Origin of the sequence: Streptomyces resistomycificus (assembly GCF_001514265.1) — a bacterium.
In the GTDB taxonomy this organism is placed as follows: domain Bacteria; phylum Actinomycetota; class Actinomycetes; order Streptomycetales; family Streptomycetaceae; genus Streptomyces; species Streptomyces resistomycificus.
The window spans coordinates 538,575-559,157 of sequence record NZ_KQ948992.1 but is presented as its reverse complement, the minus strand read 5'-3'; the positions used below and the strand labels follow the sequence as shown (position 1 = coordinate 559,157).

At 70.3% G+C, this 20,583-nt stretch carries 17 protein-coding genes; 6 read left to right on the top strand and 11 right to left on the bottom strand.

Annotated elements, in window-relative coordinates; genetic code table 11:
• Positions 1 to 66 precede the first annotated feature (66 nt).
• The gene (ppc, locus tag AQJ84_RS20715) at positions 67 to 2,808 is read right to left on the bottom strand and encodes a phosphoenolpyruvate carboxylase (RefSeq protein WP_053193638.1); all 2,742 of its coding nucleotides are present in this window, start codon (positions 2,806 to 2,808) and stop codon (positions 67 to 69) included.
• Positions 2,809 to 3,097: 289 nt separating this feature from the next.
• On the opposite strand from ppc, the gene AQJ84_RS20710 reads away from it, so the two are divergent.
• Both AQJ84_RS20710 and AQJ84_RS20705 read left to right on the top strand, forming a co-directional pair.
• A complete protein-coding gene (locus AQJ84_RS20710; protein WP_030043448.1) occupies positions 3,098 to 4,108 on the top strand; it encodes an acyl-CoA desaturase in 1,011 nt (336 codons plus the stop codon).
• Positions 4,105 to 4,782, top strand: a complete 678-nt coding sequence (locus AQJ84_RS20705) for a TetR/AcrR family transcriptional regulator (RefSeq protein WP_030043449.1) — start codon at positions 4,105 to 4,107, stop codon at positions 4,780 to 4,782. The genes AQJ84_RS20710 and AQJ84_RS20705 overlap by 4 nt, the downstream gene beginning before the upstream one ends.
• A gap of 39 nt (positions 4,783 to 4,821) precedes the next feature.
• Here the strand turns inward: AQJ84_RS20705 and AQJ84_RS20700 are convergent, their stop codons facing one another.
• Together AQJ84_RS20700 and AQJ84_RS20695 are read right to left on the bottom strand one after the other, a co-directional pair.
• A complete protein-coding gene (locus AQJ84_RS20700; protein ID WP_030043450.1) occupies positions 4,822 to 5,190 on the bottom strand; it encodes a VOC family protein in 369 nt (122 codons plus the stop codon).
• Positions 5,190 to 6,002: a trans-aconitate 2-methyltransferase gene (locus AQJ84_RS20695; protein ID WP_030043451.1), complete on the bottom strand. Its 813-nt coding sequence runs from the start codon at positions 6,000 to 6,002 to the stop codon at positions 5,190 to 5,192. The genes AQJ84_RS20700 and AQJ84_RS20695 overlap by 1 nt, the downstream gene beginning before the upstream one ends.
• Before the next feature lie 118 nt (positions 6,003 to 6,120).
• Here AQJ84_RS20695 and AQJ84_RS20690 point away from each other — a divergent pair, with 118 nt between their 5' ends.
• On the top strand, positions 6,121 to 6,618 hold the full coding sequence (locus AQJ84_RS20690; protein WP_030043452.1) for a MarR family winged helix-turn-helix transcriptional regulator: 498 nt from the start codon (positions 6,121 to 6,123) through the stop codon (positions 6,616 to 6,618).
• Here AQJ84_RS20690 and AQJ84_RS20685 read toward each other — a convergent pair.
• Positions 6,577 to 7,344 (bottom strand): LuxR C-terminal-related transcriptional regulator, encoded by a 768-nt coding sequence (locus tag AQJ84_RS20685; RefSeq protein WP_030043453.1) that lies wholly within the window; start codon positions 7,342 to 7,344, stop codon positions 6,577 to 6,579. The genes AQJ84_RS20690 and AQJ84_RS20685 overlap by 42 nt on opposite strands.
• A 260-nt stretch (positions 7,345 to 7,604) precedes the next feature.
• Between AQJ84_RS20685 and AQJ84_RS20680 the strand changes: the two genes are divergently transcribed.
• Entirely contained in the window at positions 7,605 to 8,060 is a 456-nt protein-coding gene (locus tag AQJ84_RS20680; protein WP_030043454.1) for a GNAT family N-acetyltransferase, read from the top strand.
• Here AQJ84_RS20680 and galK read toward each other — a convergent pair.
• Genes galK through galT form a run of 3 tightly spaced genes read right to left on the bottom strand, consistent with a single transcriptional unit; the run spans position 8,053 to position 11,292 of the window.
• Complete coding sequence (galK, locus tag AQJ84_RS20675; protein ID WP_030043455.1) at positions 8,053 to 9,216, bottom strand: galactokinase; 1,164 nt, start codon at positions 9,214 to 9,216, stop codon at positions 8,053 to 8,055. The genes AQJ84_RS20680 and galK overlap by 8 nt on opposite strands.
• A 55-nt stretch (positions 9,217 to 9,271) precedes the next feature.
• Positions 9,272 to 10,234 carry a UDP-glucose 4-epimerase GalE gene (galE, locus tag AQJ84_RS20670; RefSeq protein WP_053193641.1) on the bottom strand — a complete coding sequence of 321 codons (963 nt, stop codon included), beginning with the start codon at positions 10,232 to 10,234 and terminating at the stop codon, positions 9,272 to 9,274.
• Positions 10,231 to 11,292 carry a galactose-1-phosphate uridylyltransferase gene (gene galT / locus AQJ84_RS20665; protein ID WP_030043456.1) on the bottom strand — a complete coding sequence of 354 codons (1,062 nt, stop codon included), beginning with the start codon at positions 11,290 to 11,292 and terminating at the stop codon, positions 10,231 to 10,233. The genes galE and galT overlap by 4 nt, the downstream gene beginning before the upstream one ends.
• Before the next feature lie 177 nt (positions 11,293 to 11,469).
• Here galT and AQJ84_RS20660 point away from each other — a divergent pair, with 177 nt between their 5' ends.
• Both AQJ84_RS20660 and AQJ84_RS20655 read left to right on the top strand, forming a co-directional pair.
• Complete coding sequence (locus AQJ84_RS20660; protein ID WP_053193644.1) at positions 11,470 to 13,161, top strand: sodium:solute symporter family protein; 1,692 nt, start codon at positions 11,470 to 11,472, stop codon at positions 13,159 to 13,161.
• Between the two features lie 22 nt (positions 13,162 to 13,183).
• Positions 13,184 to 13,531, top strand: a complete 348-nt coding sequence (locus AQJ84_RS20655) for a hypothetical protein (protein ID WP_053193648.1) — start codon at positions 13,184 to 13,186, stop codon at positions 13,529 to 13,531.
• Positions 13,532 to 13,655: 124 nt separating this feature from the next.
• Here the strand turns inward: AQJ84_RS20655 and AQJ84_RS20650 are convergent, their stop codons facing one another.
• The 4 genes from AQJ84_RS20650 to AQJ84_RS20635 form a co-directional block, all read right to left on the bottom strand.
• Positions 13,656 to 14,363 (bottom strand): helix-turn-helix transcriptional regulator, encoded by a 708-nt coding sequence (locus AQJ84_RS20650; RefSeq protein ID WP_079022780.1) that lies wholly within the window; start codon positions 14,361 to 14,363, stop codon positions 13,656 to 13,658.
• 293 nt (positions 14,364 to 14,656) lie between these two features.
• Complete coding sequence (locus AQJ84_RS20645) at positions 14,657 to 16,630, bottom strand: outer membrane protein assembly factor BamB family protein (RefSeq protein WP_053193653.1); 1,974 nt, start codon at positions 16,628 to 16,630, stop codon at positions 14,657 to 14,659.
• Positions 16,631 to 16,712: 82 nt separating this feature from the next.
• Complete coding sequence (locus AQJ84_RS20640) at positions 16,713 to 18,515, bottom strand: outer membrane protein assembly factor BamB family protein (RefSeq protein WP_053190320.1); 1,803 nt, start codon at positions 18,513 to 18,515, stop codon at positions 16,713 to 16,715.
• Between the two features lie 193 nt (positions 18,516 to 18,708).
• On the bottom strand, positions 18,709 to 20,520 hold the full coding sequence (locus AQJ84_RS20635) for an ABC-F family ATP-binding cassette domain-containing protein (protein WP_030043462.1): 1,812 nt from the start codon (positions 20,518 to 20,520) through the stop codon (positions 18,709 to 18,711).
• Between the last annotated feature and the right edge of the window lie 63 nt (positions 20,521 to 20,583).

The following is a 20,583-nucleotide window of genomic DNA, read 5'->3' as shown; positions in this document are numbered from 1 at the left end:
CACGACAGTGCCCCCGGCCTCAAGGACGAGGCCGGGGGCACTGTCGTGTCGGGTGCGGGGAAAGGGTCAGCCGGTGTTGCGCAGTCCCGCCGCCACGCCGTTGACCGTCAGGAGCAGCGCCCTCGACAGCAGCGGGTCGGGGGCCTCGCCCGCGGCGGCCGCGTCGCGCTGGCGCTTGAGGAGCGTGACCTGGAGGTAGGAGATCGGGTCGAGGTAGGCGTCGCGGATGCCGAAGGTCTGCTTCAGCACCGGGGTGGCGTCGAGGAGTTCGCTCTCGCCGGTCACCTTCAGCACCTCACGGACGGTGAGTTCGTGCTCGGCCTTGATGGTCTCGAAGACGTGCTTGAGGTCGTCCGGGACGAGGGTGTCGACGTAGTGGGAGGCGATCCGCAGGTCCGTCTTGGCGAGGGTCATCTCGACGTTGGAGACGAAGTTGCGGAAGAAGTGCCACTGCTCGTGCATCTCGTCGAGCACGGTGTCCAGGCCGGCCTCGCGCAGCGCCTTCAGGCCCGAGCCGACGCCGAACCAGCCGGGCACGATCTGCCGGGACTGGGTCCAGCCGAACACCCACGGGATGGCGCGCAGTCCGTCGAGGGAGACGCCCGAGCCGGGGCGGCGGGAGGGCCGGGAGCCGAGGTGCAGGTCGGCGAGCTGGTCCACCGGCGTCGACGCGAGGAAGTACGTCGGCAGGTCCGGGTCCTCGACGAGCCTGCGGTACGCGGCGTGCGCGGCGTCCGACACGACGTCCATCGCCGCGTCCCAGCGGGCCAGCGCCTCGTCGGACTGGCGGGGCGCGGTGTGCAGGGCGGATGCCTGGAGTGTGGCGGCGACCGTGAGCTCCAGGTTCTCCCGGGCCAGGGACGGCACGAGGTACTTGTCGGAGATGACCTCGCCCTGCTCGGTCACCTTGATCTCGCCCTCCAGGGTGCCCCAGGGCTGGGCGAGGATCGCGTCGTGCGAGGGACCGCCGCCGCGGCCGACGGTGCCGCCGCGGCCGTGGAACAGGCGCAGACGGACGCCGTAGCGGTGGGCGACGTCGCGCAGCCGGCGCTGGGCGCGGTGGATCTCCCACTGGCTGGTGGTGATGCCGCCGAACTTCGAGGAGTCGGAGTAGCCGAGCATGACCTCCTGGACGTCCCCGCGCAGCGCCACCAGACGACGGTAGGACGGGTCGGAGAGCATGTCCTCCAGGATGGTGTCGGCGGCCTTGAGCTCGTCGGTGGTCTCCAGGAGGGGCACGATGCCGATCTTCGCCCAGCCGGCGTGCAGGTCGAGCAGGCCGGCCTCGCGGGCGAGGACGGCGGCGGCGAACACGTCGTCGGCGCCCTGGCACATCGAGATGATGTACGACTCGATGACCTCGGGTCCGAAGACCTCCAGGGCCCGCTTGACGGTCTGGAAGACGCCGAGGGTCTTCTCGCCGGCCGCGTCCACGGGCGCGGGCGTCGGGCCGAGCGGCCTGCGGGAGCGCAGCTCCTTGGCGAGCAGCTTGCACCGGTAATCGCGGGGCATGTCGGCGTAGCGCCAGGACTCCTCGCCGAGCCGGTCGAAGAGCTGGCCGAGGGCGTGGTGGTGGGCGTCGGCGTGTTCGCGCACGTCCATGGTGGCGAGCTGGAGGCCGAAGGCGGCCAGCGTGCGGATCGTGCGGTCCATGCGGCCGTCGGCGAACAGGCCGCCGCGGTGCTCGCGCAGGGACGTCTGGATCAGCGTGAGGTCGTGCAGGAGCTCGGCGGTGCCGAGGTAGTCGCGGCCCGCCTCGTGCGGGATGCCCTTGGCCAGCCGCGTCTTGGTGTTCTCCAGCTTCTGCCGGATGCAGGTGGCCTTGAGGCGGTAGGGCTCCTCGGCGTTCAGCCGCTTGTAGCGGGGGCTGATCTCGGGGAGGCGCTCCAGGTCGGTGCCGAGGGAGTCCAGGAGCTCGTCGGTGGCGCCGGTGTAGCGGATGGAGTTCGACAGGAAGCCGCGCAGCTCGTCGATCATCTCCAGGGCGTCGTTGATGCCGTGCTCGTGCTGGAGGATCAGGACGTCCCAGGTCACCTGGGGTGTGACGTTCGGGTTGCCGTCGCGGTCGCCGCCGATCCAGGTGCCGAAGGTGAGGGGGCGGGTCTCGTCGGGGAGCCTGACGCCCACGCGGGCCAGTTCCGCGGTGAGGTCCTCGAGCACGTCGCCCACGGCGCCCGCGTGCAGCTCGTCCAGGTAGTAGATGGCGTTGCGGGCCTCGTCGGCCGGTTCGGGGCGTACGACGCGCAGCTCGTCGGTCTGCCACACCAGGTCGATGTTCTCGGCCAGCCGGGTGTCGTAGCGGCGTCGGTCGGCCTCGATGACCGGGGTCTCCAGGAGCGCGGCGATGCGGCGCAGCTTGTTGAGGACCGAGCGGCGGGCGGCCTCGGTGGGGTGGGCCGTGAACACCGGGCGGACGTTGAGGTTGGCGACCGTCTGACGCAGGTGCTCGGGGTCGGCGTCCTTGAGGCGGTCGGCGGTACGGGCCAGGAGGCCGCCCTCGGCGGCGCGCTTGGCGCGCAGCTCGCGGCCTCGGTGGACCTGCTCGGTGACGTTGGCCAAATGGAAGTAGGTGGAGAAGGCGCGGACCAGCTTGGCGGCGGTCTGCAGTTCAATGCCGCGCAAGAGCTCGGCGGCGGCTTCACCGTCCTCGCGAGTGAGGCGGCGGACCTTCTCGACCAGTTCGAGCAGCTCAGGACCCTCCTGTCGCACGAGGGTCTCGCCGAGGAGGTCACCCAGTCGCCTGATGTCGGCGCGCAGCTCGCTGCTGGTCGACATGGTGCTCGTAGTCAGGTCGTCGGCACTGCTCACAGGTGCGGCTCCTTGCAGTGTTGAAGCTCATCCGAGAGGGGAACCCGGATGGCGGTCAGGCGGCTGCTGCCGCTTAGGGGCCGGACATCCGGGAAGAAATCAGAACGGACCGCGCTGTCCGACCGATCCAAGGATAGGTGTCCATGCGGACGCGCAGACTCTCGGGCTCTTGCCGCCGGGCTAGGCGCTGCCATACTTACGACGCCGTAGGTTACGGAGCCGTAGGAAACACGGTGCGGCGTCCGCTGCCCGGCACCTGCCTCAATCCCAGACCCCACAGGGGACACGCATGACCTCAAGCTCCGACGTGATCGAAGACCCTTCGAAGGCGAGTACCGACTCCCCCACGTCCCCCGCCACCCTCGGCGGCGAGCAGAAGCGTTCGATCGAGCAGATCTCGCTGCTGCTCTTCATCACCGTTCCCTTCCTCGCGCTGCTGGCGGCCGTGCCGCTGGCGTGGGGCTGGGGCGTGAGCTGGCTGGACCTGGGCCTTCTGGTCTTCTTCTACTACCTGGGCTGCCACGGCATCACGATCGGCTTCCACCGCTACTTCACCCACGGCTCCTTCAAGGCGAAGCGACCTCTGCGGATCGCGCTGGCGGTCATGGGTTCGCTGGCGGTCGAGGGGCCGCTGGTGCGGTGGGTGGCCGACCATCGCAAGCACCACAAGTTCTCCGACGCGGAGGGTGATCCGCACTCCCCGTGGCGCTTCGGCGAGACGCTGCCCGCACTGATGAAGGGCCTGTGGTGGGCCCACATCGCATGGATGTTCGACGAGGAGCAGACCTCGCAGGAGAAGTACGCGCCCGACCTGATCAAGGACCCCGCGATCCGGGCGATCTCCCGCCACTTCGTCTCCTTCACCATCCTGTCGCTGTCGCTGCCGGCGGTGATCGGCGGCCTGGTGACCATGTCCTGGTGGGGCGCCTTCACCGGCTTCTTCTGGGGCTCGCTGGTCCGGGTGGCACTGCTGCACCACGTCACCTGGTCGATCAACTCGATCTGCCACGCGGTCGGCAAGCGGCCGTTCAAGTCGCGTGACCGGTCGGGCAACGTGTGGTGGCTGGCGGTCCTGTCGTGCGGCGAGTCCTGGCACAACCTGCACCATGCCGACCCGACGTCGGCGCGGCACGGCGTGGAGCGGTGGCAGCTGGACTCCTCGGCGCGGTTCATCCGCTGGTTCGAGATGCTCGGCTGGGCCTACGACGTGCGCTGGCCGTCACGCTCGCGTATCGATTCGCGCCGTAAGACCGGTGAGGACGGTTCCCGGCACGAGAGGGAGACCGCCGAGGCGGCATGATTGACGGCGTGGCGACCGACTCCAGCAGCACCCCGAGCAATGACAAGCCGCGGCGTGCGCGTCGCACCCGGATGACCGGTGCGGAGCGCCGCCAGCAACTGCTGGAAATCGGTCGCACCCTCTTCGCCGCCAAGGGCTTCGAGGGCACGTCGGTGGAGGAGATCGCGGCGAAGGCCGGGGTCTCCAAGCCGGTGGTGTACGAGCACTTCGGCGGCAAGGAGGGCCTGTACGCGGTCGTCGTCGACCGCGAGATGCGGCGCCTGCTGGACATGGTGACCAGCTCCCTGACCGCCGGCCACCCGCGCGAGCTGTGCGAGCAGGCGGCCTTCGCCCTCCTCGACTACATCGAGGAGTACACGGACGGTTTCCGCATCCTGGTCCGGGACTCCCCCATCCCCCAGTCGACGGGCTCCTTCGCCTCGCTCATCTCGGACATCGCCACCCAGGTGGAGGACATCCTGGGCCGCGAGTTCAAGAGCCGCGGCTTCGACTCCAAGCTGGCCCCGCTGTACGCGCAGGCCCTGGTCGGCATGGTCGCCCTGACCGGCCAATGGTGGCTGGACGTCCGCCGGCCGAAGAAGGCCGAGGTCGCCGCCCACCTGGTGAATCTGGCATGGCACGGGCTGGACGGGCTGGAGGCCAAGCCGCATCTGATAGGACGCCGCAAGAGCTGACCGGCGCCCTCCCCGGCTCGCCCCGGGCTCGGCGTCTCCTCAGAGGGCTGTGACCGGCTCCAGGAACTCCAGCCGGTTGCCCACCGGGTCCTGACAGTAGAAGCGCCGGTGGCCCGGCAGGCCGGTGTCCCAGGTGACCGGGGTCCCCCGGTGTTCCAGCCGGGCCGCGTACGCCTCGATGTCCGTCACCCGAAGCCCCGGGTGGGCCTTCTTCGCGGGGCGGAAGTCCGGCTCGATCCCGAGGTGCAGTCGCACCGAGCCCGCCCGGAACCAACAGCCTCCGCGTGCCGCGAGCGCCGGCGGCTTGGGGACCTCCGTCATGCCCAGGACGTGGACGTAGTACCCCCGCAGCAGTTCCTCACAGCCGGGGGGTGCGGCGAGCTGCACGTGGTCCACGGCGGTGAGCATCACGCCTCCTTGCGGGCCACGGCGAACAGCCGGCGGAACGGCAGGACCGTGCCGTACCCGGCGGTGGGGTAGGCCTGGCGGAGCAGGTCGCGGTACTCGGCGACAAACGCGTCACGGGCCTCGGGGTCGTCGGCCAGGGCGGTGAGGACGGGGCGCAGGCCGGTGCCCTTGACCCAGTCGAGCACGGGATCCTCACCGTGCAGGACGTGCAGGTACGTCGTCTCCCACACGTCGGTGTCGCAGCCGAGGCGGGCGAGGCGGTCGAGGTACACCTCGGGCGCGTGCACCGAGTCCACGTGCCGCAGCACGTCCCCCAGCCGGTCCTTCCAGCGGATGCCGGTGCCGAGTTCGCGCATCAGGGCGTGCAGGGGCGCGTGGATGTTGTGGGGCACCTGGAAGGCGAACGTCCCGCCGGGGGTGAGGGCGTCCAGCCAGGCGGGGAAGGCGTCCAGGTGGCCCTCGACCCACTGCAGGGTGGCGTTGGAGAGGATCAGGTCGTACGTGCGAGCCGGCGGCGCCCAGGTCGTGGCGTCCGCGGGGGCGAAGTCGAGGCGGCCGCCGCCCGGGGTGGGACCCGCGTGCGCCGCGGCGTCGGCGAGCATCTCGGGCGAGTTGTCGTAGCCGGTGATGTTGGCGGCGGGCCAGCGGTCGGCGAGCAGGGTGGTGACGTTGCCGGGTCCGCAGCCGAGGTCGGCGATGCGGGGCGGGTCGGTGGGCAGGCCCGGGACGCGGGCGAGGAGATCGGCGAAGGGGCGGGCGCGGTGGCCGGCGTGGCGCAGGTACTGGGCGGGGTCCCAGGTGGGGGCGGGCATGGGGGCCTCCTCGTCGTGACCGTACTCAACGGATCCCAGCCTGCCCACGATATCTCTTGACGTCAAGAGACTTGACATCAAGAGACTTCACGTCGACACAACCACTACACTGATCGTCATGGAGGACGAGGTCGATCGGCTGGTATCAGCATGGCGCCGGGAGCGCCCGGACCTCGACGTGGAACCGCTCGAGGTGCTCAGCCGCGTCAGCAGGCTGGCCCGGCACCTGGACCGGGCGCGCCGGCTGGCCTTCGCCGAGCACAGCCTGGAGCCCTGGGAGTTCGACGTGCTGACGGCACTGAGGCGCGCGGGAACGCCGTACCAGCTCTCGCCCGGACAGCTGCTGACCCAGACCCTGGTCACCTCGGGCACGATGACCAACCGCATCGACCGGCTGGCCAAGAAGGGCCTGGTCGAGCGGCTGCCCGACCCGAGCGACCGGCGCGGTGTGCTGGTGCGGCTCACGACCGAGGGCCAGGACCGCGCGGACCAGGCCCTGGCCGGACTGCTGGACCAGGAGCGCGCGATCCTCGCGGAACTCTCCCGCGCCCAGCGAGGCGAACTGGCGGGACTGCTACGCCAGTTGACCGCCCCGTTCGACAACATCCCCGGCTAGGTCGACAGGCCCCACCCCGGCCCGCCGCGCGAGGGCGACGGCCGCCAGGGTGGAGTGCACCCCGAGCTTGCCGAGCACGTTCTGCATATGGGTGCGGACGGTGTGCGGAGACAGGAACAGCCGCTCGGCGACGGCCTTGCGGCCCAGGCCCGCGACCATGCAGCGCAGCACCTCCCGCTCCCTCGGTGTGAGCGACTCCACCAGCCGTTCGCTCTCGGTGCGGTGCTTGCGCGCGGCGGTCAACTCCCGCAGCACGCCGGTGAGCAGCGCGGGCGGCAGATGCGTCTCCTCGCGCAGGACCCCTCTGATGACCGTCAGGAGCCGGGACAGCGAGCAGTCCTTGGCGACCCACCCGGAGGCCCCGGCCTGCAGGGCGAGCGCGGCCCGCCGCGGGTCGTCCTTCTCGGCGAGCACGACGATCCGTACGCCCGGCTGCGCCGAACGCACCCCGACGACCAGCGATATCCCGTCGACGAGGCCGTCCTCCCCCACCTCCTGCACCGGCACGGCCGGCCGCACGCCCGGCACGGTGCCGCCCAGGTCGGCGTCGACGAGGAGCACGTCGAAACGGCGCCCCTCGGCGGCCGCGCGCTCCAGGCTGCGCAGCGCGGCGGGACCGCTGCCGGCCGCGGAGACGTCCACGTCCGGTTCGGCCGCCAGCGCGGCGGCGAGTGACTCGGCGAAGATGCGATGGTCGTCGACGACCAGGACTCGGATGCGAACCACGAAACCCCCTTCCCCAAGCTCCTGAAGAGCAGGGGATACCCCACGGTCCGGAGAACGACGACCCGTGTGCGGGTACGACGCCCGGGGGCGTCCGTCACCGCACGGCCGCCGCCGTGCAGAACCGCTACCCCCACTTCGGGCGTCGTACCCGACTGTCTCGCCCCCTGATCAGCACCGGCCCCCACCGGCACTGTTCATCAGGGTACGGCCGGGGGGCAGGAGCGGAAGGTTATTTGCAGAACTGGCTGTCCGACGCGTTTATGGTGAGCCGCATGTTTCGCATGGAGACAGAAGTCGACAAGGAACGGCGCGATCTTCTCCGGACCCGGCTGCGGGAGACGAACACGGCGGCCTCGCCGGTCCTGCGTGCCCTGCGTGGCACCCCCGGCGAGCGTGAATCCCCGCTGCACGTCTGGATCCTGGACGAATCGGACGGCCTGGCCGCCGGTCTCGTCGGGCACACCTGGGCGACCTGGCTCCATGTGACGTACCTGTGGGTCGACGACCGCCACCGCGGCGCGGGCCTGGGCACCCACCTGCTGGCCGAGGCGGAACGCGTGGCCCGCGAGGTGCGCGACTGCCGTCAGGCCCGGGTGGAGACGTGGGACTTCCAGGCGCCGAGGTTCTACGAGAAGCGGGGGTACGACGTGGTGTGCGTGATCCCCGACTATCCGCCGGGGATCACGGAGTACACGTTGACCAAGCGCCTCAGCTGATCCGGCGCGCGCCCGCCGCGGGAACCGCCTCGAACACCCGCGGGGCGGTGAAGTCGGCGGAGGCGAAGGCCTCCTGGACGGCCTTGGTGACGGTGTCGACGTCGGCGGCCTCCGCCAGCACGATCGCCGAGCCGCCGAAGCCGCCGCCGGTCATGCGGGCGCCCAGCGCGCCCGCGGCCAGCGCGGTGTCGACGACCAGGTCCAGTTCGGGGCAGGAGATGCGGAAGTCGTCGCGCAGGGAGGCGTGGCCCTCGATCAGGACCGGGCCGATGGCCCGGGTGTCGCCCGACTCCAGCAGGGAGACGACCCGTTCGACCCGCTCGTCCTCGGTGACGACGTGACGCACCAGCCGGCGGACCTCCTCCTCGTCGCCGAGGCGGTCGAGCGCCGCGTCGAGCCCGTCGTACGGGACGTCGCGCAGGGCGTCGACGCCCAGCAGGGCCGCGCCCTTCTCGCAGCCGGCGCGGCGCTTGCCGTACTCGCCGTCGCTGTGGGCGTGCTTGACCTGGGTGTCGACGACCAGCAGGCGCATGCCCTCGGCGGCCAGGTCGAAGGGGATCTGCTTCTGGGAGAGGTCGCGGGTGTCGAGGAACAGGGCGTGGCCGGCCTCGCAGCACGCGGACGCGGTCTGGTCCATGATCCCGGTGGGGGCGCCCACGTACACGTTCTCGGCGCGCTGGCACAGGCGGGCCAGCTGCCAGCCCTTGAGGCCGAGTTCGTACAGGTCGTTCAGGGCGAGCGCCACCACGACCTCCAGGGCCGCCGACGAGGACAGGCCCGCGCCGGACGGCACCGTCGAGGTCAGGTGGACGTCCGCGCCGGTGACCGGGTGGCCGGCCTCGCGCAGCGCCCAGAGCACGCCCGCCGGGTACGCCGTCCAGTTCCGGTCGGACTCGGGGGCCAGCTCGTCGACGCGCAGTTCCACGACACCCCCGTCGATGTCGGCGGAGTGCAGGCGCAGCACGCCGTCCGTGCGCCGGGACACCGCGGCGACGGTGACGTGCGGGAGGGCGAACGGCATGACGAAGCCGTCGTTGTAGTCGGTGTGCTCGCCGATGAGGTTGACCCGGCCCGGAGCCGCCCACACCCCTTCCGGCCGGCCCCCGTACAGCTCCTCGAACCGCTCGGCGACAGCCCCTGCGACAACCTCGCTCATGCCCTGACCCTTGACCTTTCCGTACGTACCGATGCGGCTGGTTGCCGCGTCGCCGCTAGTGTGCGTGCCGCTGCGCGAAGTCCCACGCGTCCGCGACGATCCCCGCGAGGTCCGCGCGGGACGGGTTCCAGCCCAGCCTCTCGCGGGCGGTGGCGGCCGACGCCACCAGGACCGCCGGGTCGCCGCCGCGACGGGGGGCCACGACCTCGGGGATCGGGTGGCCGGTGACCTGCCGGACGGTCTCGACGACCTCGCGGACGGAGAACCCGTTGCCGTTGCCGAGGTTGCAGACGAGGTGCTCGCCCGGGGTGGCGGCCGCGACCGCGAGCAGGTGGGCCTCGGCCAGGTCGGCGACGTGGATGTAGTCGCGGACGCAGGTGCCGTCCGGCGTCGGGTAGTCGTCGCCGTAGACGGAGATCGCCTCGCGCCTGCCCTGCGCGACCTGGAGCACCAGCGGGATCAGGTGCGACTCGGGGTCGTGCCGCTCGCCGTACTCCCCGTAGGCGCCCGCCACGTTGAAGTAGCGCAGGGAGACCGCGCCCAGGCCGTGGGCGGCCGCCTCGCCGGTGATCATGTGGTCGACGGCGAGCTTGGTGGCGCCGTAGGGGTTGGTCGGCCGGGTCGGCGCGGACTCGACGATCGGGACCTCGGACGGCTCGCCGTAGGTGGCCGCCGTGGAGGAGAAGACGAGCCTGCGCACGCCGGCCTCGCGCATGGCGCCGAGCAGGGCCATGGTGCCGCCGACGTTGTTGTCCCAGTACTTCTCGGGCTTCGCGACCGACTCGCCGACCTGGGAGGAGGCGGCGAAGTGCAGGACGGCGTCGAAGGAGGAGTCGAGCCACTTGGCGGCGTCGCGGATGTCGCCCTCGACGAAGGCCGCGCCCGCCGGGACGCCCTCGCGGAAGCCGGTGGAGAGGTTGTCGAGGACGACGACCTCGTGGCCCGCCTCCAGCAGGTGCTGGGCGACCACGCTCCCGACGTACCCCGCACCGCCCGTGACCAGGTACTTACCGCTCATGAACTCGCTACCTCCCGCAGTCGCTGTGCCGCGGCCTCCGGCCGGATGTCGTTGATGAACACGTTCATGCCGGACTCGGAGCCCGCGAGGAACTTCAGCTTGCCGGAAGTGCGGCGGATGGTGAAAAGCTCGAGATGCAGCGCGAAGTCGTCACGACTGACGCCCTCGAACTCCTCCAGCGCGCCGAACGGCGCCTGGTGCCAAGCGGCGATGTACGGCGTCGGAGCCTCACCCTCACCGAAGATCCGGTCGAAGCGCCTCAAGAGTTCCAGATACACCTGGGGGAACTCTGTGCGCGCCTCCTCGTCGAGCCCGAGCAGGTCGGGCACCCGGCGCTTCGGGTACAGGTGCACCTCGTACGGCCAGTGCGCCGCGTACGGCACGAAGGCGACCCAGTGCTCGCCCTCCAGAACGACCCGTTCCCCGGCGAGTTCACGCTCCACGACCGCGTCGAAGAGGTTCTCGCCTCCGGTCGCCTCCTTGTGGGCCGCCACCGAGCGCAGCATCAGCGAGGTGCGGGGCGTGGTGAAGGGGTAGGCGTAGATCTGCCCGTGCGGGTGACCCAGCGTCACACCGATCTCGGCGCCCCGGTTCTCGAAACAGAAGACCTGCTCCACGGAGGGCAGATGCGACAGCTCCGACGTCCGGTCCGTCCACGCCTCCAGGACCAGCCGCGCCTGCTCCTCGGTCAGGTCCGCGAAGGACGCGTTGTGGTCGGAGGTGAAGCAGACGACCTCACAGCGGCCGGAGTCGCCCGCCAGCGAGGGGAACCGGTTCTCGAAGACCGCGACGTCGTACGCCGAGTCCGGGATCTCGCTCAGCCGGTCGCCCTGGGACGGGCACAGCGGGCACTCGTCGGCCGGCGGGTGGTAGGTGCGGCCCTGCCGGTGCGAGGCGATGGCGACCCGGTCGCCGAGCAGGGGGTCGCGGCGGACCTCGGACGTGGTGACGGTCCGGTCCAGCGGGCGGCGGTCGGCCGCGTCCCGCACCGTGTCGTCACGCAGGTCGTAGTAGATGAGCTCGCGACCGTCGGCCAGCAGGGTCGAGGTCTTCTTCACGCCGGACTCCTCATTCGAGCCACACAATCATCAAACAGAACCAAACACATTGGAACACAACTCACCAGGAGCGTCAATATCACAATCAAACAAAGAGCATCACCAGAAGTGTTCAATAACTGAACACGGAGGCATAGGTTCCGTGCTGGATCAGTTCACGCAACGAAGCGAGTACGCATGCGAACCCCCACATACCAGGCGGCCGACCTGGCGGCCGAGCTACGACTCCCCACGAACTGGCTCGACTACACGATCCTCGGCATCTACTTCGTGGTCGTCCTCGGCATCGGCTTCGCCGCCCGCCGCTCGGTGAAGACCAGCCTCGACTTCTTCCTCTCCGGCCGCTCCCTGCCCGCCTGGGTCACCGGCCTCGCCTTCATCGCCGCGAACCTGGGCGCCACCGAGATCCTCGGCATGGCCGCCAACAGCGCGCAGTACGGCGTCTACACCACCCACTGGTACTGGATCGGCGCCATCCCGGCCATGGTCTTCCTCGGCCTGGTGATGATGCCCTTCTACTACGGCAGCAAGGTCCGCTCGGTCCCCGAGTTCCTGCTGCTGCGCTTCGACAAGGCGGCACACCTGCTCAGTTCGATCCTGTTCGCCTTCGCCGCCATCCTCATCGCCGGCGTCAACCTCTACGCCCTCGCGATCGTGGTCGAGGCACTGCTCGGCTGGCCGGAATGGGTCGCCATCGTCGTAGCCGGCTTCTTCGTCCTCGCCTACATCACCCTCGGCGGCCTCTCCTCGGCCATCTACAACGAGGTCCTGCAGTTCTTCGTGATCCTGGCCGCCCTCATCCCGATCACCTTCCTCGGTCTGAAGAAGGTCGGCGGCTGGGACGGCCTGTCCGACTCCCTGACCGCGACCCACGGCGCCGACTTCATGACCTCGTGGGGCGGAACCGGCATCGGCAGTGAGAACCCGCTGGGCGCCAACTGGCTGACCATCGTCCTGGGCCTCGGCTTCGTCCTCTCCTTCGGCTACTGGACCACCAACTTCGCCGAGGTCCAGCGAGCCCTGTCGGCGAAGAACCTCTCGGCGGCCCAGCGCACCCCCCTGATCGCCGCGTTCCCGAAGATCTTCATCGTCTTCCTGGTGATGATCCCGGGCCTGGTCGCCGCCGTCCTGGTCCCGAAGATCGGCACGTCCGGCTCGGACCTCCAGTACAACGACGCGATCCCGTACCTCATGCAGTCACTGCTCCCGAACGGCGTCCTGGGCATCGCGGTGACCGGCCTCCTGGCCGCGTTCATGGCGGGCATGGCGGCCAACGTGTCGTCCTTCAACACGGTGTTCACCACGGACATCTGGCAGAAGTACGTGGTCAGGGACCGCGAGGACGGGTACTACGTCCGCTTCGGCCGCCTGATCACGGCGATCGGCGTGGCCGCGTCGGTGGGCACCGCCTTCCTGGCCGCGTCCTTCTCGAACATCATGAGCTACCTCCAGACGCTGTTCTCCTTCTTCAACGTCCCGATGTTCGTCGTCTTCATCATCGGCATGTTCTGGAAGCGCGCCTCCATGAAGTCCGGCTTCTGGGGCCTGCTCGCCGGCACCACGGCGGCGATGGTGAACTACTTCTGGATCTACAAGCAGGGCATCATCGACATCCCCTCGGACCAGGGCGCCAACTTCGTCTCCGCGATCGCCGGGTTCGTGGCCGGCGCGGTCGTCATGATCGCCGTGTCGCTGTTCACCGCGCCCAAGCCCGCCGAGGAACTCGAGGGCCTGGTCTACGGCACCCGCTCCCCGGGCATGTCCGAGCCGCCCGCCGCGGGCGACGACGCCTGGTACCGCAAGCCGGCCCTGCTGGGCTGGAGCGCGGTGATCCTCGCGGCCGCCTGCTACATCCCGTTCTCGTTCTGATCGCGGGAGGATTGGAAACACCATGCCCGAGCACCCCGAGCGCCCCGCTCACCCCGAACACCACGGATACTCCGACAAGGACGTCCAGCGGCAGGTCTCCGAACTCCAGACCAAGTCCGCGACCGCGGCCCGCCTCTTCGACATCCGCCGCATCATCGGCGGCCTGTTCGTCCTCTACGGCGTCATCGTCACGATCGCCGGCATCACCGCCTCCGACGCCGACATCGACAAGGCCGAGGGCGTCAACATCAACCTGTGGACCGGGCTGGGGATGCTGGCCCTGGGCCTGTTCTTCCTGGCGTGGCTGAAGCTGCGACCGGTGGCTCCGCCGCCGCCGGACGTGGTGGCGGGGGACGAGCCGAAGGACTGACGGCTTCTTCCACAGCGGCGGGGCGTGACACCGTCCGGCCCAGCGGGACGTGAGTCGGCAGGCGGGGCGTGGCGGATGCCGTGCCCCGCCTGCCGTCCGTCGTCGTCCGGACCGCACCCGGCTCCTAGAACTCCGCCCCCGCCTCCGCCTCCGGTGGTGAGTGCGGTACCGGGCCCGCGCGGTCCAGCAGTCCCGTCCGGGCCGCCAGCGCCGCCGCCTCCAGCCTCGATCCCACCCCGAGCTTCATCAGGACCCGCTGGACATGGGTGCGGGCCGTGGACGGGGCGATGCCCATGCCGGCCGCGATCAGGCGGGTGTCCTCGCCGTCGGCGACCCGGACCAGGACCTCGACCTCCCGGGGGGTCAGCATCTGGAGCAGACGCTGGCCCTCGTCGTCCGGCTGGGCCACCGGGTTGAGCAGTTCACTGAACGCGCCCTGCAGCAGCTGCGGCGCCACCGCCGCCTCTCCCGACCGGGCCTTCATGATCGCCCGCTCGACGCCCTCGATCCGCTCGTCGTGCCGTACGTAGCCGGAGGCCCCCGCGGCGAACGCCGCCGCGATCCCGCGCGGGCTGGGCACCGGGCCCAGCACCAGCACCGCCACCTGCGGACGCTCGCGCTTGATCCGCACCACCGGGTCGAACATCCCCGGCTCCGCCGGTGTCGCCGTCCCCAGCAGGCACACCTCCGGTGACCGGCTGATCACCAGTTCCGCCGCGCCCGCGGCGGGCGCCGCCGCGGCGAGTACCCGGTGCCCCCTCAGTTTCAGCGCCGAGGCCAACGCCTCGGCGAGCAGTCGGTGGTCGTCGACCACCATGAGCCGAACTCCCATCGAGCAACCCCCCAGTCCCCCCAATGGATCCGTGTGTGGATGCCCCACCATGGATGCCCCACTATGGATGCCCACTGGTCCGCACGGACAGAAGCCCCCTCCCGGCTCCCCCCGCCCTTCATGCCCCCGGAAGCTACACGCTTGTTCGACGTTGCGCTTCCCCTAACGGGAGAGAAGTGCCCCGGATCGACGGAATTTCTGGGTTTTCCCGCATTCCGAGGGTGATGAGCGGTACGCGCACGGCCCCGCCCCTGAACAGGGGCGGGGCCGCTCCGGGAGGCCGCTCGATCGGCTCAGCTCGCGCCGAACGCGATCACCAGGTAGTCCTTGTCCGAACCGCCCAGGGAACTGGCGAAGACGTCGGACATGAACAGGTGCCCCTGCGAGTAGAGGATCTCGGAGTAGTCCGGCGACATGCTGGTCTCCACGTCGCGCACCGACTCCGTGGCAGGGTTCTCCAGCAGCTTGGTCTCCTTGAAGGAACCGCCGTCGATGCTGACGATCTGACCGCCCTTGTCGTACGGCGGACGCTTGTACGCGATGACGTTGGTGCCGTCCATCCGCAGCGGCATGATCGTGTAGTCGTCACCGGCGTCGGCGCGCTGGCCGGTCTGCTTGCCGGTGGCGAGGTCGATCGCGACGATCTCGTTGGTCTGCGCGAACTCGCCGGCGCCGTCGTGCTCCTCGGTCGCCAGGTAGAGCCGGTCGTTGCCGACCGCGATCTGGTGGCACGCCTCGACCTTGGTGATGCCGTCGCAGTTGGCCGCGTACTGGTCGCTCGGCGCCGAGATACGGGTGCGCAGCTTGCCGGTCTTGTTGTCGATGGAGAAGAAGTCCGAGATGCCGCTGCCGTCCTTCGCGGCCTCGCCGACGTCGGCGGCCACGACCAGCGGGTCGGTCGACACGACACTGGCGTAGGAGATACCCGTGGCCATCTTGTAGTCGGAGATCACCTTCCCGCCCTTGGGGTCGATGGTCTGCACGTGCAGTTCGGGAGCGTCGTACGCACCGCACCGGCGCACCGCCACCAGCTTCGGGCCGCCGCCGTACCCGGCGTCGTAGCAGGTGTCGGTCGGCTTCGGGGCCCACAACTGCTTGCCGGAGGTGAGGTCGAAGGCGGCGCCGCCGCTGGAGCTGCCCAGGGCGACGGTGTTCGCGCTGACGGTGATGTTGTTGAAGCTGATCGGCTCGTCACCGGAGTTGGCGGTCTTCGTCCACAGCTTCTTGCCGGCCGCGAGGTCGATCGCCGCGATCTGGCTGCAGCCGTGCGAGGGCTCGGCCTTCGTCGGCATCTTCGGCTGGTAGACGATCGCCGTCTTGTTGTCGGTGGTGGCGTACTTGCTGCCCTGGCACACCGGGCCGGGGAGCTTGATCGTCCAGAGCTTGGTGCCCTTGTCGGGGTCGTAGCCGACGATCTCGGCGACACCGCTCTTGGCGTACACCTTGTCGGTGAGCCAGGAGCCGGCCGTGGAGATGGTGCTGTCCTTGCCGACCTCGGGGGCCGGGACCTGGAAGAGGACCTTGGCGGCGGGGCTGGAGGGAACCTTCTCCACCGGGGTGGTGGAGGTGCCCGTGGTGCCGCCGCTGTCCGTGTCGCCGCCGGTGCTTCCGCCGCTCTTGTCGTCGGTGCCGCCGGTGGCGCCGCCGGAGCTCGCGGTGTCGTCCTTCTTGCCGCCCTCGTCACCGGAGGAGGCGTACCAGACGCCACCACCGATGATCAGCGCGATCGCGACGACCGCCGCCACGATGATGAGCAGCTGCGCGTTGAACTTCTTGCCGCCGGCCGCCCCGGCCTGCGGCTGCATCGGCACGGTCGCCTGCGGGTAGCCGTAACCGGGCTGCTGGCCGTACGGGTTCGGCTGCTGGCCGTAGGGGTTGGGCTGCTGGCCGGGGTAGCCGTAGCCCGTCGGCGGCTGCGGGGCCTGCGGCGGCGCCGCCTGCGGATAGCCGTAACCCGCGGGGGGCTGCGGCGGCTGGGGCGACTGCGGGTAGCCGTAGCCCGGCTGGGGCTGGCCCGGCGGAGGCGGCGGGGGCGTCTGCGGGGTGGCCTGGGGCGCCCGGGGGTCCTGCGGCGGCTGGGGTGCCTGGGGCGCGCCGAAACCGCCCGCCGGCTGCGGAGGCTGGGCCGGCTGAGCGGGCTGACTCGGCTGCGGAGTCTGGGCCGGCGGCTGCGGCGGCTGGTCCTGCGGCTGCGGCGGCTGGTCCTGCGGCGGGCCGAATCCGCCCTGCTGCGGCGGCTGGTTGGGCGGCGGCGGGGGCTGGGTCATGACGTGAGTACCTCGGAGGCGGAGTCGGCGGGGACAGCGGCGGGGACGGCGGCGGGGACGGCGGAACACCGTCGGAGGAGGCTCACTTGCCGTAGGCGAGCATCAACTTCTCCTTCGCGTCGGTGTCGCCGGCCAGCCGGGTGGTCGAGATGTAGAAGCGCCCGTCCACCCAGTCGATGGCCTTCGAGTAGAAGCCGCTCTCGATGTCGACGGTGCCCTCGGGCATCTGCAGCAGCGTCGTCGGCGTGTGCTTGCCGCCGGTCGTCGGGATCGACACGATCCGGCCGCCCTTGTCGTACGACGGCTCGACGTACGCGACGAGCTTGCCGTCCTCGACCTTCATCGGCAGCATCGACTCGTCCGCCGGGGACTTCACCCGCCACTTCTCCTTGCCGCTGGCGAGGCTGATCGCGACGATCTCGTTCGCGCCGGTGGTCGCCTCGGTGGGCAGGTAGAGGTTGTCGGCGTCGGCGGCCACACCCTCGCAGGCCTGGAGGTCACCGCCGAGGAAACCCCAGCCGCACTGGGGGGCGAACTCCTCGTCGAAGTCGACCTGCGAACGGAACTTGCCGGTGGCGGTGAGGGTGGAGATGTTCCACGCCTTCTTGTCGTCGTTGGTGCTGTAGACGACCAGCGGGTCCATGGAGTAGGTGTGCTCGACCCTCCAGCCCTTGTCGAACTTCTGGGTCCACTTGACCTTGCCGGTGGTGGGATCCAGTTCCTGCATCTCGTCGTGCTCGGTCGACTTGGTGGCGTCGCAGGAGGCGACGACGACGAGCCGGGCGCCGCCCGCGAACGCGGTCGGGAAGCAGGCGTTGCCGTACTTCTTCTTGTCGAAGAGCTTCTTGCCGGTCGTCACGTCGTACGCCGTGCCGGACTGCGAGCGGCCCACCATCAGCGTCTTGCCGGTGATGGAGAGCTCGATGGAGGCGGTGCTGTCGAACAGCGCGCCGTCGGCGACCTCGCCGGTCCAGCCCTTCTCACCGGTGTCGAGGTCGATCTCCTGGAGCTGGTTGCACTCGGCGCGGTCGCTGCTGCCGTTCATGTACGCGACGACGATCTTGTCGTCGGACGTCTTCTGCGGGGTGACCGCGCAGATCTTCTGATCGAAGGTGATCGTGTCCCAAGTGGGGGCGCCGTCACCCACGTTGTACGCGACGAGCTGCTTGTACGCCGCCTTCACCGCGGTCTTGTCGGTGATCCACATGCCGGGCGCGTCAGCCCCGTCACCAGGTGCGTCGGGTGCCTCCTTGTACCAGAGCACCTTGGCCTCGCCGGCCTTGCGGCCGTCGTTGAGGTTCTCCGGGTCCGCGCCGCCGGCTCCGCTGCCGTCACCCGGGTTGACCGGGGAGTCGGAGGCGGTGGGCTTGGGGTCGTCGCTCTTCTGGGCGACCGGCTTCTTTTCCTCGTCACCGCCGCCGGCGACCGCGTACACGGTCCCGCCGACGACGAGCAGGGCGGCCACGGCGGCACCGATGATGACGGCCGGCTTGCCCTTGAAACGGTTCCCCGAGCCGGGCGGCGGCGGAGTACCGGGCCCACCCGGGAACTGGGGCTGCTGCGGGTAGCCGTAGCCCTGCGGCTGGCCGTACGGACCCGGCTGCTGCGGCTGGCCGTACGGTCCGGGCGCACCCGGCGCGCCGTACGGACCCTGCTGGGCGTAGGGGCCGGGCTGGGCGTACGGGCCGGAGGGCTGCGGGGGCTGCTGCGGGTAGCCGTAGCCTGGCTGCGGTGCGCCGGACGGCGGGGTCTGCGGAGGCGGTGGCGTCTGGGGCGGCCCCTGGGGCGGCGGCGGGGCCCCGAAACCCCCCTGCGGCTGTTGTTCCGGCTGGTCCTGCGGCGCTCCGAAGCCACCCTGCGGCGGCTGGTTGGGCGGCTGAGCCATCAGCGCGTTCCCCCGTTCCATCACTGATTTTTAGCCACGCCCTGAGGTTCGTTGTGACCCAGAGTCGTACTCGTCAAGTTCTCAGACGGCTCTTTGTATCACCCGGCACCGACAGTGCACCGGGCCGGTTCAGCCCCTGTTCCCAAGGGAGAACCGGCCCGTGACGCCCCCGTTATGCGCCTTCACGCGCCCTTCACGCCTCCTCGGCGAGTTCCAGCCAGCGCAGCTCCAGGTCGTCGCGCTCGCCGGCCAAGTCCCGCAGCTCGGCGTCGAGTTTGGCCACCTTCTCGAAGTCGGTGGCGTTGTCGGCGATCTGCGCGTGCAGCTTGGCCTCGCGCTCGGAGACCTTGTCCAACTGCCGCTCGATCTTCTGGAGTTCCTTCTTGGCGGCACGCTGGTCGGCGGCGCTCTTCTCCGGAACGGCCTTGTGCGCGGCGGCCGGTGCGGGGACCGAGGCGGCTGCCGCCTCCTCCATCCGGCGGCGGCGCTCCAGGTACTCGTCGATGCCGCGCGGCAGCATGCGCAGGGTGGCGTCGCCGAGGAGGGCGAAGACACGGTCGGTGGTGCGCTCGACGAAGAACCGGTCGTGGGAGATGACGATCATCGAGCCGGGCCAGCTGTCGAGGACGTCCTCGAGCTGGGTGAGGGTCTCGATGTCGAGGTCGTTGGTGGGCTCGTCGAGGAAGAGCACGTTGGGCTCGTCCATCAGCAGCCGCAGCAGCTGCAGCCGCCGCCGCTCACCGCCGGAGAGGTCCCCGACGGGGGTCCACTGCTTCTCCTTGTTGAAGCCGAACGTCTCGCACAGCTGCCCGGCGGTCATCTCGCGTCCCTTGCCGAGGTCGACGCGCTCCCGCACCTGCTGCACGGCCTCCAGCACCCGCAGGTTCGGGTTGAGCTCGGCGACCTCCTGGGAGAGGTAGGCGAGCTTGACGGTCCTGCCGACGGCGACCCGCCCGCCGACCGGCTGGGTCTCGCCCTGCGTCCGGGCGGCCTCGGCCATGGCCCGCAGCAGGGAGGTCTTCCCGGCGCCGTTCACCCCGACGAGACCGATCCGGTCGCCGGGACCGAGCTGCCAGGTCACGTGCTTGAGCAGCACCTTGGGGCCGGCCTGGACGGTCACGTCCTCCAGGTCGAAGACGGTCTTCCCGAGCCGCGACGAGGCGAACTTCATCAGCTCGCTGCTGTCCCGGGGCGGCGGCACGTCCGCGATGAGCTCGTTGGCCGCCTCCACGCGAAAGCGCGGCTTGGACGTACGGGCCGGGGCTCCGCGCCGCAGCCACGCCAGTTCCTTGCGGACCAGGTTCTGCCGCTTGGTCTCCTCCGTGGCGGCGATGCGCTCACGCTCGGCGCGGGCGAAGACGTAGTCGGAGTAGCCGCCCTCGTACTCGAAGACGTCTCCGCGCTGCACGTCCCACATCCGCGTGCAGACCTGGTCCAGGAACCACCGGTCGTGGGTCACGCACACGAGCGCGGACCGGCGCTCGCGCAGGTGCCGGGCGAGCCAGGCGATGCCCTCGACGTCGAGGTGGTTGGTGGGCTCGTCCAGGACGATCAGGTCCTGCTCCTCGATGAGGAGCTTGGCCAGCGCGATGCGGCGCCGCTCGCCACCGGACAGCGGGGCGATGACGGTGTCGAGGCCCTGCGGGAAGCCGGGCAGGTCGAGCCCGCCGAACAGCCCGGTGAGCACGTCCCTGACCTTGGCGTTGCCGGCCCACTCGTGGTCGGCCATGTCCCGGATGACCTCGTGCCGGACGGTGGCGGTGGGGTCCAGGGAGTCGTGCTGGGTGAGGACCCCGATCCGCAGACCGCCGGAGTGCGTGACGCGGCCGGTGTCGGCGTCCTCCAGCTTGGCGAGCATCCGGATGAGGGTGGTCTTTCCGTCACCGTTGCGGCCGACCACGCCGATGCGGTCCCCTTCGGAGACGCCGAGCGACACGCCGTCGAGGAGGGCACGAGTGCCGTACACCTTGCTGACGTTCTCGACATTGACCAGGTTGACGGCCATTTCTCTCCTGACAGGGGGGACGATCGACCTTCCAGGGTAGTCGGGCGGACGGTCGCCCCCTCG

Excerpts from the sequence above, each read along its gene's own strand:
- AQJ84_RS20660 (WP_053193644.1), top strand. The coding sequence starts at position 11,470 with ATGCGAACCCCCACATACCAGGCGGCCGACCTGGCGGCCGAGCTACGA.
- galK (WP_030043455.1), bottom strand. The coding sequence starts at position 9,216 with ATGAGCGAGGTTGTCGCAGGGGCTGTCGCCGAGCGGTTCGAGGAGCTG.
- AQJ84_RS20705 (WP_030043449.1), top strand. The coding sequence starts at position 4,105 with ATGATTGACGGCGTGGCGACCGACTCCAGCAGCACCCCGAGCAATGAC.
- galE (WP_053193641.1), bottom strand. The coding sequence starts at position 10,234 with ATGAGCGGTAAGTACCTGGTCACGGGCGGTGCGGGGTACGTCGGGAGC.
- AQJ84_RS20650 (WP_079022780.1), bottom strand. The coding sequence starts at position 14,363 with ATGGGAGTTCGGCTCATGGTGGTCGACGACCACCGACTGCTCGCCGAG.
- AQJ84_RS20645 (WP_053193653.1), bottom strand. The coding sequence starts at position 16,630 with ATGACCCAGCCCCCGCCGCCGCCCAACCAGCCGCCGCAGCAGGGCGGA.
- AQJ84_RS20680 (WP_030043454.1), top strand. The coding sequence starts at position 7,605 with ATGGTGAGCCGCATGTTTCGCATGGAGACAGAAGTCGACAAGGAACGG.
- AQJ84_RS20710 (WP_030043448.1), top strand. The coding sequence starts at position 3,098 with ATGACCTCAAGCTCCGACGTGATCGAAGACCCTTCGAAGGCGAGTACC.
- AQJ84_RS20695 (WP_030043451.1), bottom strand. The coding sequence starts at position 6,002 with ATGCCCGCCCCCACCTGGGACCCCGCCCAGTACCTGCGCCACGCCGGC.
- AQJ84_RS20655 (WP_053193648.1), top strand. The coding sequence starts at position 13,184 with ATGCCCGAGCACCCCGAGCGCCCCGCTCACCCCGAACACCACGGATAC.
- AQJ84_RS20700 (WP_030043450.1), bottom strand. The coding sequence starts at position 5,190 with ATGCTCACCGCCGTGGACCACGTGCAGCTCGCCGCACCCCCCGGCTGT.
- AQJ84_RS20635 (WP_030043462.1), bottom strand. The coding sequence starts at position 20,520 with ATGGCCGTCAACCTGGTCAATGTCGAGAACGTCAGCAAGGTGTACGGC.
- AQJ84_RS20690 (WP_030043452.1), top strand. The coding sequence starts at position 6,121 with ATGGAGGACGAGGTCGATCGGCTGGTATCAGCATGGCGCCGGGAGCGC.
- AQJ84_RS20640 (WP_053190320.1), bottom strand. The coding sequence starts at position 18,515 with ATGGCTCAGCCGCCCAACCAGCCGCCGCAGGGTGGCTTCGGAGCGCCG.